Source organism: Paraburkholderia terrae (genome assembly GCF_002902925.1).
Classification (GTDB): Bacteria; Pseudomonadota; Gammaproteobacteria; order Burkholderiales; family Burkholderiaceae; genus Paraburkholderia; species Paraburkholderia terrae.
In genome coordinates this window covers 33,000-45,863 of record NZ_CP026112.1, presented here as the reverse complement: position 1 = coordinate 45,863, position 12,864 = coordinate 33,000, and the positions used below count along the sequence as shown (strand labels likewise).

Annotated in this window: 15 protein-coding genes; 5 read left to right on the top strand and 10 right to left on the bottom strand. The window is 63.5% G+C overall.

Annotated elements, in window-relative coordinates; all coding sequences use genetic code 11:
• Positions 1-40: 40 nt before the first annotated feature.
• The 4 genes from C2L65_RS16350 to pdxR all read right to left on the bottom strand — a co-directional run bounded on the left by C2L65_RS16350 (position 41) and on the right by pdxR (position 3,599).
• Positions 41-1,129 carry an alpha/beta fold hydrolase gene (locus C2L65_RS16350; RefSeq protein WP_052426764.1) on the bottom strand — a complete coding sequence of 363 codons (1,089 nt, stop codon included), beginning with the start codon at positions 1,127-1,129 and terminating at the stop codon, positions 41-43.
• 83 nt (positions 1,130-1,212) lie between these two features.
• Positions 1,213-1,749, bottom strand: coding sequence for an SRPBCC family protein (locus C2L65_RS16345; RefSeq protein ID WP_042304365.1), 537 nt, complete (start codon positions 1,747-1,749; stop codon positions 1,213-1,215).
• On the bottom strand, positions 1,746-2,078 hold the full coding sequence (locus tag C2L65_RS16340) for an ArsR/SmtB family transcription factor (protein ID WP_042304366.1): 333 nt from the start codon (positions 2,076-2,078) through the stop codon (positions 1,746-1,748). The genes C2L65_RS16345 and C2L65_RS16340 overlap by 4 nt, the downstream gene beginning before the upstream one ends.
• A 51-nt stretch (positions 2,079-2,129) precedes the next feature.
• Complete coding sequence (pdxR, locus tag C2L65_RS16335; RefSeq protein ID WP_042304367.1) at positions 2,130-3,599, bottom strand: MocR-like pyridoxine biosynthesis transcription factor PdxR; 1,470 nt, start codon at positions 3,597-3,599, stop codon at positions 2,130-2,132.
• 102 nt (positions 3,600-3,701) lie between these two features.
• Here pdxR and C2L65_RS16330 point away from each other — a divergent pair, with 102 nt between their 5' ends.
• Complete coding sequence (locus tag C2L65_RS16330; RefSeq protein ID WP_042304368.1) at positions 3,702-4,166, top strand: GNAT family N-acetyltransferase; 465 nt, start codon at positions 3,702-3,704, stop codon at positions 4,164-4,166.
• Here the strand turns inward: C2L65_RS16330 and C2L65_RS16325 are convergent.
• The 3 genes from C2L65_RS16325 to C2L65_RS16315 form a co-directional block, all read right to left on the bottom strand.
• A complete protein-coding gene (locus C2L65_RS16325) occupies positions 4,163-4,744 on the bottom strand; it encodes a DUF3501 family protein (RefSeq protein WP_042304369.1) in 582 nt (193 codons plus the stop codon). The genes C2L65_RS16330 and C2L65_RS16325 overlap by 4 nt on opposite strands.
• A gap of 22 nt (positions 4,745-4,766) precedes the next feature.
• Positions 4,767-6,104 (bottom strand): heterodisulfide reductase-related iron-sulfur binding cluster, encoded by a 1,338-nt coding sequence (locus tag C2L65_RS16320; RefSeq protein ID WP_042304370.1) that lies wholly within the window; start codon positions 6,102-6,104, stop codon positions 4,767-4,769.
• Positions 6,105-6,384: 280 nt separating this feature from the next.
• Positions 6,385-6,807, bottom strand: coding sequence for a rubrerythrin family protein (locus tag C2L65_RS16315; RefSeq protein ID WP_035998670.1), 423 nt, complete (start codon positions 6,805-6,807; stop codon positions 6,385-6,387).
• 220 nt (positions 6,808-7,027) lie between these two features.
• Between C2L65_RS16315 and C2L65_RS16310 the strand changes: the two genes are divergently transcribed.
• The 3 genes from C2L65_RS16310 (at position 7,028) to C2L65_RS16300 (ending at position 8,622) form a co-directional block, all read left to right on the top strand.
• Complete coding sequence (locus C2L65_RS16310; RefSeq protein WP_042304371.1) at positions 7,028-7,387, top strand: DUF3564 domain-containing protein; 360 nt, start codon at positions 7,028-7,030, stop codon at positions 7,385-7,387.
• 226 nt (positions 7,388-7,613) lie between these two features.
• Entirely contained in the window at positions 7,614-8,372 is a 759-nt protein-coding gene (locus tag C2L65_RS16305) for a DNA/RNA non-specific endonuclease (protein ID WP_042304372.1), read from the top strand.
• Positions 8,365-8,622, top strand: coding sequence for a hypothetical protein (locus C2L65_RS16300; RefSeq protein WP_007582952.1), 258 nt, complete (start codon positions 8,365-8,367; stop codon positions 8,620-8,622). Before C2L65_RS16305 ends, C2L65_RS16300 begins: the two co-directional genes overlap by 8 nt.
• Positions 8,623-8,645: 23 nt before the next feature.
• On the opposite strand, the gene C2L65_RS16295 is transcribed toward C2L65_RS16300, so the two are convergent.
• Both C2L65_RS16295 and C2L65_RS16290 read right to left on the bottom strand, forming a co-directional pair.
• Complete coding sequence (locus C2L65_RS16295; RefSeq protein WP_042304373.1) at positions 8,646-10,367, bottom strand: tetratricopeptide repeat protein; 1,722 nt, start codon at positions 10,365-10,367, stop codon at positions 8,646-8,648.
• Between the two features lie 193 nt (positions 10,368-10,560).
• A complete protein-coding gene (locus C2L65_RS16290; protein WP_042304374.1) occupies positions 10,561-11,274 on the bottom strand; it encodes a Crp/Fnr family transcriptional regulator in 714 nt (237 codons plus the stop codon).
• Between the two features lie 98 nt (positions 11,275-11,372).
• On the opposite strand from C2L65_RS16290, the gene C2L65_RS16285 reads away from it, so the two are divergent.
• Positions 11,373-11,918: an Mpo1 family 2-hydroxy fatty acid dioxygenase gene (locus tag C2L65_RS16285; RefSeq protein WP_042304375.1), complete on the top strand. Its 546-nt coding sequence runs from the start codon at positions 11,373-11,375 to the stop codon at positions 11,916-11,918.
• Positions 11,919-11,958: 40 nt separating this feature from the next.
• Here the strand turns inward: C2L65_RS16285 and rarD are convergent, their stop codons facing one another.
• Positions 11,959-12,849, bottom strand: coding sequence for an EamA family transporter RarD (gene rarD, locus C2L65_RS16280; RefSeq protein ID WP_042304376.1), 891 nt, complete (start codon positions 12,847-12,849; stop codon positions 11,959-11,961).
• Positions 12,850-12,864: the final 15 nt, after the last annotated feature.

Sequence of the window (12,864 nt, the reverse complement as noted above, 5' to 3'; positions counted from 1 at the left end):
CTCGCCGCGCGGGAGACGCAGCCGGCCTCCCGCGCGGGCTTCAGCCGCCGTTCATCAGCTGGATCAGATAAGGCTTCCACACTTCGGGGTGCGCGAGCGTCTGGTGTCCGTACGATTGCGCCGTCTCCGGCATCTCGACATAGCGCCCTTGCGGCACCTTGCCGATCAGCCGCTGCATCACGTTCAGATCGGTGGCATTGATCAGATCGTCGGCGAAATTGACGGCGAACAGGCGGCCGCGAATCGCGCCGAGATCGGGCTCCGGGTTGTAGTCCCATGACGACTCGAACCAGTACAGCACGTCGTTGGGATCGGTCTTCGCCGCATCCGCGACGATCGATTCCGTCATGCGCGTCGCTGCCGCACGGTCGGGTGCCTGCTCCTGCATGCGTGCCGCGTTGCCCGTGATCAGCGTGAAGACGGGCATCACGCGCGTCCATTGCGTCGGCGGCGTGGTGTAGCTGCCGTCCTGCCAACCCGGATCGCTGCGGATCGCGCCGACGATCATCTGCCGCCACAGCCAGTTGCGGCCCGCCATCGCAATCGGCTGGCTGGCGATGGGCATCAGCGCGTCGGCCATGCCCGGATAGCGCTCGCCCCATATCCACGTCTGCATGCCGCCCATCGACGTGCCGAGCACGAGCTTCAGATGCCGTACCTTCAGCCCTTCGACCAGCAGCCGGTGATTCGCTTCGACGACGTCGCCATATCCGTAGTGCGGAAACTTCGTGCGCAAGCCGTCGCTCGGTTTGGACGAACCGCCGCGCCCGAGGCCGTCGGGAATCACGATGAAGTAGCGTTGCGTGTCGAGCGGCTCGCCGGCGGCGAACAGTTCCTTGCGCATCAGCGGTGTGAGAAACGCCTTGCCCGTACCCGTCGTGCCATGCAGCAACAGCACGGCATTCGTGATCTCGCCGTGCGCGTCGCGCTGCGGCGTACCGAGCGTCACGTAGTGGATGCGTAGGTCGGGAAAGATCGTGCCGTCGGAGAAATGGAAGTCATGCGCGATGAAGTCGGCGGCATGTTCGGTGGGATCGGTGGAAGCGTCGGCGGCGTGCGCAGCAGGCAAGGTCTGCGCGAATGCGAAAGCCGTCAGTAATGCAAGGCGAGTGAGGATCGAACGAAACACTGTTGGTCTCCGTCAACGTGTACGCGATGGGTTGCGATCGTACACGATGACGGAAACGCGCGTGCGGGCGTGCCCCGCGAACCTCAGAGCGCGTCGTAGCGCGCCTTGATTCTCTCGAACATCGTCCAGAACGACGCGGGCGCGGTGCCGTTCAGTCGCTCGCGCAGCACGTCGAGATGGCTGTGCCAGCCCGGGCCGACATCGAGTTGCTCGTCGCGTCCGGACAGGTTGCGATGCGTTAGCACGAGCTTCACCTGATCGCCCGCCTCCGATAGCTCGAAGGTCACTTCCGACAGATTGTCCTGAATGCTGCCCCATGTGAACGCGAGCACATGCGGCGGCTCGAAGCGCAACAGCCGGTGCAGCGAATCATGCCCGCCCGCGTATTGCCGATACGGCTCGGGCGGAACCTCAGGCGACGCCGACAACAGCGAGTGATCGAAACGCATCATGAAGTCGCCGCCGGGCTGCGGCGGCATCGCGCCGGATGCCAGCCACTGGCTGCGTTTGTCGGACTCGGTCAGATACGCCCACACGCGCTCGATCGGGCCAGGCAGCAGACGTTCGAAGCGCACGACCTGCGTGTCGTCGAAAACGCCGAGTGGTTCGTTCTGGTTCATCGTGTATCCCCCTTGGAATTGCGCAGCAGGCCTTCGAGCGCGTCGAGCCGGCTGCTCCAGAAGTGTTCGTAGAAACGCAGCCACGCGTCGGCGGCGGCGAGCGGAGCCGGGTCGATCCGGCAGATATGCGAGCGCCCTTGCACCCGGCGCTGGATCAGCCCCGCACCTTCGAGCACCTTGACGTGCTTCGACGCCGCCGCGAACGACATCGCGAACGGCGCAGCCAGTTCGCCGATGCTGCGTTCGCCAGTGGCGAGTTGCGCAAGCATCGCGCGCCGGGTGGGGTCGGACAGCGCGCGGAACACGCCGTCGAGAGCGGACTCGTTCATCGGTCCGAGTATAGGCGCAGTCTCGACGTTATTCAACCATTCAGTTGAATATTATTTGTCTCGCATCAATGCGCGAATCGCCGCGCCGAGTTCGGCAACGAGCCGGTCGGCCTTCTCGGGACGCACGCCCGCATAGCCGAGCATGAAACCGTTGTAGCGTTCGGCGTCCTCGCCTTGATGGCAGTACGTGCTCAACGGCGAAACCGACATGCCTTGCTCGCGCAACGCGGCGCTCACGTCGCGGTCCTGCAGGGGCGCATCGAGCCGCATCGTCAGATGCATGCCGCTGCCATCGGATGAAACGGTCACGAGATCGCGCATATGCGTATGAATCGCGCTGACCATCGCTTCGCGCCGCTGCTGGTAGATGCGGCGCATGCGTCGCAAATGGCGCGCGTACTTGCCACTTTCGATGAAATCCGCCAACGCGACCTGATCCGCGATACGCCCTTGCCGCGACATCTCGCCAATCACGCCGCCGATCTCCGGCGCGAGGCTCGCCGGCACGATCATGAAACCAATGCGTAGCGCCGGAAACATCGTCTTGCTGAAGGTGCCGAGATAGACCACGGGCGCCGCATCGCGCAGGCCTTGGACCGACGGTAGCGGCGGACCGCTGTGGCGCAGTTCGCTGTCATAGTCGTCCTCGATGATCCATGCGCCGCGCTCGACGATGTTGTCGATGATCGACCAGCGCCGCTCCAGGCTCAGCACGCTGCCAAGCGGATATTGATGCGACGGCGTGATGTAGACGAGGCGCGGCGGCGTGCGCTGCCAGTGTGCTTCTGTGGGCGCGAGTCCGGCGGCATCGACGGGAATCGGCACGATGTTCAGGCCCGCCGCCTGGAACGCGATCCGCGCGCCGTGATAGCCCGGGTTTTCGAGCCATGCTGTGTCGCCGGGATCGGCGAGCATGCGCGCGCACAGGTCGAGGCTCGTATGCGTGCCCGATGTGATGAACACCTGATCGGCCGTGCAGCGCACGCCGCGAGACACGCGCACATATTCGGCCACCGCGCGCCGCAGCGACGGATGACCCGCGTGATAGCCGTAACCGAGATCGCGCGCATCGACGGATCGCCATGCGCGCTCCATCGACGCTCGCCATTGCGCGACGGGAAATTCATCGAGCGCGGGTACGCCCGCCTGAAACGGCGAACGCATGCCGCGCGCGGCGCGATCGTGCGGCAGACTGGCGACGCGCCGCGACAGGCGGCTGCCAGGCGCGACGTTGGCCTCTTCTGCGCTCGCCGAAGGCAGCGCGACGCAACTGACGATCGACCCGTGACGGCTCGCCGCGATGAAGCCTTCTTCAGCAAGCCGTTCGTATGCGTACAGCACCGAGTTGCGCGCGATGCCGAGTTGCTCGGCGAGCGCGCGTGTCGGCACGAGCTGGCTGCCGTGACGAATGTCGCCGTTCAGGATGGCGTGACGCAGGCTTTCGTAAAGCAGCGTTTGCTGCGTGAGCCTGCGGCCCGCCGCCTGGCTCGCGAAGCGCGACATCAACAGCCCGTAGTCCAATTGCGTGGCTCCAGATTTTGCATTCGACGTGGAGCTAACAATGGTGCCACAGAAACCCTATGCTTCGTCCATACCCGTCGATACTGGAAAGGAGCGCTACTCGTGACGCAAGCTGTGAAGATCCGCCCTGTCGTTCCCGCCGACTACGAAGCATGGCTGCCGTTGTGGGACGGCTATAACCGTTTCTACGGCCGCTTCGACGCAACAGCGCTGCCGCGCGAAATCACGCAACTGACGTGGGCGCGCTTCTTCGACGGACTGGAGCCGATGCATGCGATGGTGGCCGAGCGCGCCGACGGCACGCTAAGCGGCCTCGTGCATTATCTGTATCACCGCAGCACGCTGATGGCCGGACCGACGTGCTATCTGCACGATCTGTTCACGCTCGAATCCGAGCGCGGCAAGGGCGTGGGCCGCGCGTTGATCGAAGCCGTCTACACGGCAGCAAAGGCCGCGCGCGCCGAACGCGTGTACTGGCTCACGCACGAGTCGAATCAAACGGCCATGCAGCTTTACGACAAGATCGCGGACCTGTCGGGCTTCGTCGTGTATCGGAAGCCGCTTTAAGCGAGGTCCTTGACGAGCGAACGGCGCACGTCGTCCACAATCGGCTGCAAGTCGACGGGATAGCCCGGGTGATCGCAGCCGATAAGCAACGCCGCACCGTCTCGCAGGCGCGATTTCATCGAAGGCGTCAGTTCGAAGCGTACGAAATGCACGGCTGAGGTCTTCTCGTTGTTCTCGCGTTCGAGGTCTTCGTCGGAGATCGCGTAGACGGACTCTTCGCCGTCCACCTGCATGAATACGCTGTCTTCGATGCCGATCAGCCGCGCGAGCGCCGCGCGTCGCTCGACTTCGTTTTCGTACTCGATCTGCAGCGTCGCCTTAAAGTTGCTGCCGTTGGGCACGAGCGGCAGATACGCTTCGAGTTCGCCCTGAATGCCGTCTTCGTCGAAGATCTTTTCGATGTGCAGCATCTCCTGGATCTGGTAGCGGATCGTCAGTTCGTCTTCGAACAGGAACGTCAGGTGATTGCCCAACCGAACGATACGGCTTTTCTTGTGCTCGATGATCCGCTCGCGCATCGTCTTGCGCTGCTTCGCATAGTTTTCGAGCGACAACAGGGAGTTCCTCGCGATGCTCATCGTTATCCTCGCAAATTGAAGATCAAAGGCCGTATGCCTTGCGCAGCAACGTCAACGGATGCGCGAGCGGCGTCTTCGGCAAACTGTTCTCGTCGAAACCCTGTTCGATGTGATGACCGGCAAGCTGGCAATCGGATGAGATGTAATCGGGCTGGGGTTGCGCCATCGCCTTGAAGACGGGCGTGCCGATCTTCATCGCCATCGCGTGAAATTCCTTCTTCACGCCGAACGTGCCTGCGTGACCCGAGCATCGCTCGACAACCGTCACCTGCGTATCCGGCACGAGCGCGAACGTCTCCGACGTCTTGCGTCCGATGTTCTGCACGCGCGCATGACACGGTACGTGATACGACACCTTGCCGAGCGGCGTGTTGAAGTCGGTCTTCAGCAGACCATCACGATGGCGCGCCATGAAGTATTCGAACGGGTCCCAGAACGCTTCGCTGACGGCGCGCACGTCCAGGTCGTCGGGGAACATCAACGGCAGCTCGTGCTTGTACATCAGCACGCAACTCGGAATCGCGCCGATGATCGCGTAGCCGTCGCGCGCATAACGCGCGAGCACGGGCATGTTCTTCTCTTTCTTCGCCGCGACACCTTGCAGGTTGCCTTGCTCCAGCAACGGCATGCCGCAGCACGCCTCGCTCGATACCAGTTCGTAGGGAATGTCGTTGTGCGCAAGCACGGCTAGCAGATCGTGACCGATGCCTGGCTCGTTGAAATTCACGTAGCAGGTGGCGTAGATCGCGACCTTTCCGGGCGTGCGCTCGCCGTCCCTGGTCTGCACCTGCGGCGATTTCTTCGCGGCGCTGCGAAACTTGCGCGTGGCGAAGTCGGGCAGCCAGGCGTCCTTGTCGACGCCGAGCGCCTTTTCCATCATGCCGCGCGCAGCGCGCGTGTGGTTCACCGCGTTGACCGTCTGCGTAACGATGGGAATGCCGGCGAACGTGCCGAGCGCATCGGTGTTCGACAGGAACTTGTCGCGCAACGGTACGTCTCCCCGCTTGAAGGCGGCAGCCTTCGCGCGCAGCATCAGGTGCGGAAAATCGACGTTCCATTGGTGCGGCGGCACGTAGGGACATTTCGTCATGTAGCACAGGTCGCACAGATAGCATTGATCGACGACGGCGCCGAACTTCTTCTTGTCGACGTCGTGCGCCTCGCCTGTATCCGTTTCGTCGACGAGGTCGAACAGTGCGGGAAATGCGCCGCATAGCGACACGCATCGGCGGCAGCCGGCGCAAATGTCGAACACGCGCGTCAATTCCTGATCGATCGCTTCCGGATCGTAGAACGCGTCCGATTGCCAGTCGAGCGGATGGCGAATGGGCGCTTCGAGACTGCCTTCCTTGTGAGGCATGGCGTGCGTCTCCTGTCGATCAGTGTTGGCGCTTTAGCGCCTACTCTGGTCCCATGCATGGCGGGCAGTCTTACTCCCATCCCATGCAATGCTGTGGGGGTTTTTTTACGCGCTTCTTTCTCATAAGCGCATTCATTCTTTTTTGCGCATGCAGCGCGCGAAATCGTGATCGTCTCACTTCGTCTCGCGTTTGTACCGCACTATCGCGTCCGTCTGCATGCCAAGCCTGCACCAAACGGAAGCGACAACACGCGCCAGCCGCGCAGCTGGCGCGTGCCACTCAATCGACCAGCGCCTCCAATGCCTTCGTATAGCGATTCGCATGACTGCGTTCCGCCTTGGCCAGCGTTTCGAACCAGTTCGCGATTTCGTCGAAGCCTTCTTCGCGCGCGGCCTTTGCCATGCCGGGGTACATGTCGGTGTATTCGTGCGTCTCGCCCGCAATCGCCGCTTGCAGATTCTGACGCGATGAACCGAACGGTAATCCCGTCGCCGGATCGCCCGAGACTTCCAGATATTCGAGGTGGCCATGCGCGTGGCCCGTCTCGCCTTCCGCCGTCGAGCGGAATAGTGCCGCGACGTCGTTCTGTCCCTCGACGTCGGCCTTCGCTGCGAAATACAAATAGCGGCGATTGGCCTGTGATTCACCCGCAAATGCGGCCTTCAGATTCTCCTCCGTCTTCGAACCCTTGAGTTGCGCCATCTGAGCCTCCATCCAAAGCCTGTATGTGGGAGCGCGCGTTTCTGATGGCAACGACCGGCCCGACGCGCGCATCTGAGCCGTGCCTTAAATCTAGGAGGTCGGTGATGCGTTCCCAATTGGGTTTTTCAATCCGCCCGATAGCTGTTTGCCTTGCATAACCGTTGGCCCGAAGTAGACTGAGGAAGCGCACATACTTAATCTTTCACCGGGGGATTTCTGCATGCGGCTGACAATACTGATCAACGGTTCGGACCCCACCGTCAATCACGACTACGCCGTGCTTTGGCTCGACACGGACGAGTGTCGCTGGTCGAGAGAAGCACACGATGGGATCGACCTGCCCCCATGGGGCGAACTCCATGACGAGAACGGCGTCACCAAGCTCTGCGCGCCGAGCGCAGAAGCGCCGTTATGCACGTTGAATGGCCTGCACGTGGACGGACGGCAGCGGGTCAGCTCGGCACAGGGCAGCGCGGCGTGGTCGTCGGACCGCACGCACGCGAGGATGAATGGCTACTGGCGCTTGCAGGCCGTTGACCGCTTGCCTGTCAACGCCGAGCACAGCGTGTTCGGACGCTAAGCCTGCTTCGTATTCACGCCCGCGCCGCTCGCCCCTGGCCGACGCGGGCCTTTCCTCTGTCACTCCCATCTCTCGCCGTCGAACGCGCAGAATTTGCCGTGCGGCATTGCGTCGTGACGGTTTTGCCGATACGTCGACGCGATGTCGCGTAACGGCGTGTAAGCCCTTGCATTGTGCATAGGTCGCGCGGCTATACTTGCGGCCCCCTCATTCGCCTTTCCGATCTATGAAGAAGTGGTTAGTCAGCCTGCTTATCGTGGCCGCGAGTCACGCGACTCACACGTGGGCAGCAACGTCTTGCACGGATTTCACGCCCAACGCCCAATGGCCCGTGCTGACGAACGCGAAAATGACGCCGAAGTCGCGCATGCTGTGCTACTCGGATTTCGCCGTTCTGCATTCAGGCATCACGCATGGTCCGCTGTGGTCCGCCGAGCATTTGACGCGCGACCACATCGAAGCCGCAAAAGACATGGTGCGCACCAACAAGTTCTTCGAGGACGCGCGCCTGCCCGACGGCGAAGGCGCGACGCTCGCCGACTACAAGCGCAGCGGTTTTGATCGCGGCCATATGAGCCCGGCTGGCAACCGATGGAACGCGGAGGCGATGGCACAATCGTTCTCGCTTGCGAACATCGTGCCGCAGAACCGCGAGAACAATCAGCGCATGTGGTCACGCATCGAAACGGCCGTGCGCAAGCTGTCGATGAAATACAACGACATCTACGTGGTCACCGGCCCGATGTTCATCGGCGGACAGTTGCAGACCATCGGGCCGACGCGGGTGTTCGTGCCGACGCAGTTGTTCAAGGTCGTCTACGTGCCGTCGAAGAAACTCGCGTTCACGATCGTCGCGGACAACGTGGCCACCGACCACTACGACGTGAAGTCCGTGCATGAACTCGAAGCGATGAGCGGCATCCGCTTTCCGGGCATTCCGGAAAACCTGAAAGACCAGCGTCCGGGAGGGCTGAAAGGTGTTTAAAGCGTATTCGAACGACGACGACGTGCTCAACATCCAGGGCGACGCGCTGACGGTGTCGAACGGCACCACGCGCGTCGTGGTGAACGGCACGCTCGCGATCACGAAGGACAAGCGCGGTCTGAAAGCGGCGCTGGCCCTGAAGGAAGCGCTCGACGGCATCGTCGCCGCGCTTCAGGCGGAATCGCATCTGCCGGAACAGGTGAAGGAAGAGCCCGACGCGAAGCCGGGCGTGATCGACAATCCGTTCTAGCGTCCGGCGCGGACCGTCAAGCGTCAGTGCGACACGGCGGGCTCGCGCAGGCTCGCCAGCGCCTGCGCGACCTGCTCGACCACGCTTTCCCAGTCGCCGGGCGCCGTTTGCCGGAAAAGCCGCGCAGTCGGATACCACGGCGAATCGTCGCGGTCGCGGAACCAGCGCCAGCACGCGTCATAGCGCGACAGAATCCACACGGGCGTGTTGAGCGCCCCCGCCAGATGCGCCATCGACGTATCGACCGTAATCACCAGATCCAGGTTTTCGACGATGGCGGCCGTATCGGCGAAATCCTGCACGTCGTCCATCGGGTCGAAGGGGCGCAACGCAGCAGGCAGGTCTTCGATCTGCGGGCGGGTCGCCGCGCCTTTCTGCAGGCTCACGAACGTCACGCCAGGCACGCGCAGCAGCGGCAAGTACGACAGCGCCGTAAGCGAACGGCGCTGGTCGATCGCATTCGAACTGGGATCGTGCGGACGCGGATCGCCCGCCCACACCAGGCCGACCTTGACTCCGCCTTCCGGCAACCTGCTGCGCCAGTGCTGCGCAAGCGCGGCGGGCGCGTGCAGATAAGGCGTCGACGCGGGAATCGTGTCGACGGTCGTGCCGAACAGCATCGGCAGGCTCAGCATGAAGCACCAGGTGTCGTGCGGGGGAATCGTCGTCTCGCCGTCGAGCGAATACACCGCGTCCACGCCTTCTAGGCTGTCGAACAGTCGCCGCAACGGCGGCTGGCAAGCGACGCTCACCTTCCCCGCGCCACGCGCCTTCAGCATCGATACATACCGGCAGAATTGCAGGCCATCGCCGAAGCCCTGCTCCGGCCACACGAGCAGCGATTTACCGTTCAGCGGCTCGCCGCGCCACTGCGGATACGGCACGGGCGGCGGAAACACGCTGCGCGTGCCGACCGCTTCGTGATACCGCGACTCATAGAGCGCCCAGCCTTGCAAGTAGTCGCCGATGCATAGCAGTGGCAACGCGAGGTTCGCTTTGGCGCCGACGTAGTCGGGCCGCAGCGCCAGCGCCTGGCGGTATGCGTCAATGGCTTCCGCGATGCGGCCTTGCTGCCACAGCACGTTGCCGAGATTGTTGTGCGCTTCGGGCACATCGGCATTGAGCGCCAGCGCCTGGCGGCACGCCTGCTCCGCTTCCGGCACACGGTTGAGTTCCAGCAGCAGCAAGCCGAGATTGTTGTGCGCGCTGACGTCGCCCGGCTGACGGCTGACGACGTCGCGATACGCGACCTCTGCCTCCGGCAGGCGCTTGAGCTGCCACAACAGCACGCCGAGGTTGTTGCGTGCCATCACGTAGTCGGGCGCGATGGCGAGCGCGTGCAGGAATGAGGCTTCGGCTTCCACCTCGCGCCCGAGATCGCGCAGCACGAGACCGAGATTGTTCATTGCCTTCGTCAGATCGGGTTTGATCGACAGCGCGCGGCGGTACGCGTGCTCGGCCTGCGTCAACTGCTTGCGTCCGTAGAACCAGCCGCCCAGATCGTTGTGCGCTTCGGCCAGATCGAGCGTGTCGTCGACGACGGGCTTGAGGTCTTTCGCGTCTGCTGCGTCATACAGGTCGTTCAGGCAAACAGCCGCGAGCTGCATGGCTTGCGCATGGGCGGGATCGCGCTGCAGCATCTCGTCGAGCAGTGCGAGCGCCTCCGCCAGACGCCCGGACGAATAGAGCGAAACCGACTCCTGATAGCGCTCGGCGGGCGATAGCGCGGGAACTGACGGATTCATTTCAATCCTTTGGAATTCTTAATAGTTCTGGAGATGCGCCGCGCAGCATCGGCCTGGCCTGGCGGGCGAGCGGGAATGAGAAGATGCGCGGCTACCGCGACAAACGGCGGCAAAAAAAGTATAGGCGATGGTACCTTGGCCGGCCGATGACCTATCTCTAAAGTTCGGCGGATTGACGAGGTGTTATTCGCGATCAGGCACGCGCGGCATCGTCATTCGTCGACGCCGCGAAGACGCGCAGTTTCTCCGCGTCGACGATCTCGATCTCCGCGTAGCGCAACGCGAGCGCGCCTTGCGTTTCAAACTGCCTGAGAATCTGGTTCGTGGTTTGACGCGACAGCGCGAGCATCATCGCGAGGTCTTCCTGCGGCACCTTGAGCACGCGCCGCAGCGCGCCCGCGCCGCCGCCGTATCCGCCCGCCATCAGCAACAGACGCCGCGCGACGCGTTGCGCGGCGGGCAGCAGCGCGGCCTCTTCGATCGCGTCGAACGCGAGGCGCAGCTTGTGCGTGAGCAGCAGGCCGAACGCATGCCAGAACGCGGGCGTGCGTTCGAGCAGCGCCGTGAGCGCCGCGCGCGGCACATGAAACAGCAGCGTGTCGCGCTCGGCATAGGCATCGTGCGTGCGCGTCTGGCCATCGAACAGCGCGATCTCGCCGAACCAGTTGACGGGCTCGATCACTGCGAGCAGCGCTTCCCTGCCGCTCGCGGTAATCGACCCGATCCGCATCAATCCATCGAGCACGCAATAGAAGCCGTCGTCGGCATCGCCGCGATTGAAAAGGCGCTGGCCCGCCGGCAGCCGTCGCGTGCGGCCGAGCTCGATCAATTGCACGCGCAATGCGTCGGGCGCGGCGCGAAACCAGGCGCTGCGATCGAGCAGATTGAAAAGCTCAGTCGATGTCATCGTTCGAAGCGCGCTTTGGCGGTTGAATTGTCGGCTAGCCGAAAGTGTCGCGGCGCGCCGCCCGCGATTATGATGACTTTCGACGAGGAACGGCATCCATGAGAACGCTCACTGACCAGCTTGCGCAATACGCCGCCTATCATCGCGACCGCCGCAACATCGCGACGCACTTCATCGGCATTCCGATGATCGTGCTCGCGCTCGCCGTACTGCTGAGCCGGCCCGCGTGGACGGTTGTTGGGCTGCCGTTGGCAGTGTCGCCGGCGTGGGTGCTGTTCGGCCTGAGCGTGATCTACTACGTCGTGCTTGATGTGCCGCTCGGCTTGATGATGGCCGTGGTGTCGGTATTGTGCGTGGCGTGCGGCGCGTGGCTTGCGGAGCAGCCCACCTTGACGTGGCTTGCGTCGGGCATCGGCCTGTTCGTCGTGGGCTGGGTATTCCAGTTCGTGGGACACGTCGCGTACGAGCATCGCAAGCCCGCATTCATCGACGATGTGATCGGCCTGCTGATCGGGCCGCTGTTCGTGCTCGCCGAAGCGCTATTCGCGTTCGGCTGGCGGCCCGCGTTGCGCGCGGCAATCGAAGCCAAGGCGGGCCCGACGAGGGTCGATGCGGCGCACGGGGTCACGCGTCATCGGTCCTGAGGCAGCGACCGTCGACGCTGCACGGCGGCCTCGCAGGCTTTCAACGCGGCGCGAGCAGCCTTGCGCTATGCAAGCCCGTCAGCCCCACCGCGATCCAGATCGGCACGTACGTGCCAAGCTGCTGAGCCGTCAACGACTCGCCGAGCAGCGTCACCGACACGATCACCAGCAACACCGGCTCCACGTAGCCGAGAATGCCGAATAGCGCCATCGGCAGCAAACGGCTCGCTTTCAGATAGGTCGCGAGCGCGACCGTGCTCAGCGCGCCGAGTCCCGGCAGCAACAGCAGCCACATGTCGACGCGGCCCGACAGCAGCGCGAGCGAGCCGCCGTGTAGCGCCATCGCGAGCGCGAACGGCAGCAGCAGCGACATCTCGAGCGCAAACGCCGTCAGCGAATCGGCGTTGATCTTGCGCCGCAACACAAAGTACGGTGGATAACCGATCGCAACAAGCAGCGTCGGCCACGAGAACGCGCGCGTCACCCACAGTTCGTGCAACACACCGAGCGCCGCGCATCCGACCGCGAGCCACTGCAACGGCTCCAGCCGCTCGTGATAGTAGAAGCGGCCGAGCAGCACCATCGTCAGCGGCAACAGGAAATAGCCGAGCGATACTTCCAGCATCCGGCCATGTAGCGGCGCCCACAGGAACACCCATAGCTGCGCGCCGAGCAACGCCGCGCTGACGACCAGCAAAAGCGCCGTGTGCGGCTCACGGATCACGCGCATCGACAGCGCCTTGAGTTGCGGCAGCCGCGAGCGCAAGGCAATCAGCGCGAAAGCGCCCGGCACGGTCCAGATCACCCGCCACGCGAAGATATCGAGCCCCGTCAACGGCGTGAGCAGCTTTGCGTACACGGACATCAGGGCAAAGAGCGTCGATGCGCTCACGGACAACGCGATGCCGCGTCCCGGTTGATAGGTGTTCATCGGCCGGTCCGCTGC

Excerpts from the sequence above, each read along its gene's own strand:
- C2L65_RS16285 (WP_042304375.1), top strand. The coding sequence starts at position 11,373 with ATGAGAACGCTCACTGACCAGCTTGCGCAATACGCCGCCTATCATCGC.
- rarD (WP_042304376.1), bottom strand. The coding sequence starts at position 12,849 with ATGAACACCTATCAACCGGGACGCGGCATCGCGTTGTCCGTGAGCGCA.
- C2L65_RS16325 (WP_042304369.1), bottom strand. The coding sequence starts at position 4,744 with ATGAGCATCGCGAGGAACTCCCTGTTGTCGCTCGAAAACTATGCGAAG.
- C2L65_RS16290 (WP_042304374.1), bottom strand. The coding sequence starts at position 11,274 with ATGACATCGACTGAGCTTTTCAATCTGCTCGATCGCAGCGCCTGGTTT.
- C2L65_RS16315 (WP_035998670.1), bottom strand. The coding sequence starts at position 6,807 with ATGGCGCAACTCAAGGGTTCGAAGACGGAGGAGAATCTGAAGGCCGCA.
- C2L65_RS16310 (WP_042304371.1), top strand. The coding sequence starts at position 7,028 with ATGCGGCTGACAATACTGATCAACGGTTCGGACCCCACCGTCAATCAC.
- C2L65_RS16305 (WP_042304372.1), top strand. The coding sequence starts at position 7,614 with ATGAAGAAGTGGTTAGTCAGCCTGCTTATCGTGGCCGCGAGTCACGCG.
- C2L65_RS16345 (WP_042304365.1), bottom strand. The coding sequence starts at position 1,749 with ATGAACCAGAACGAACCACTCGGCGTTTTCGACGACACGCAGGTCGTG.
- C2L65_RS16340 (WP_042304366.1), bottom strand. The coding sequence starts at position 2,078 with ATGAACGAGTCCGCTCTCGACGGCGTGTTCCGCGCGCTGTCCGACCCC.
- C2L65_RS16320 (WP_042304370.1), bottom strand. The coding sequence starts at position 6,104 with ATGCCTCACAAGGAAGGCAGTCTCGAAGCGCCCATTCGCCATCCGCTC.
- C2L65_RS16295 (WP_042304373.1), bottom strand. The coding sequence starts at position 10,367 with ATGAATCCGTCAGTTCCCGCGCTATCGCCCGCCGAGCGCTATCAGGAG.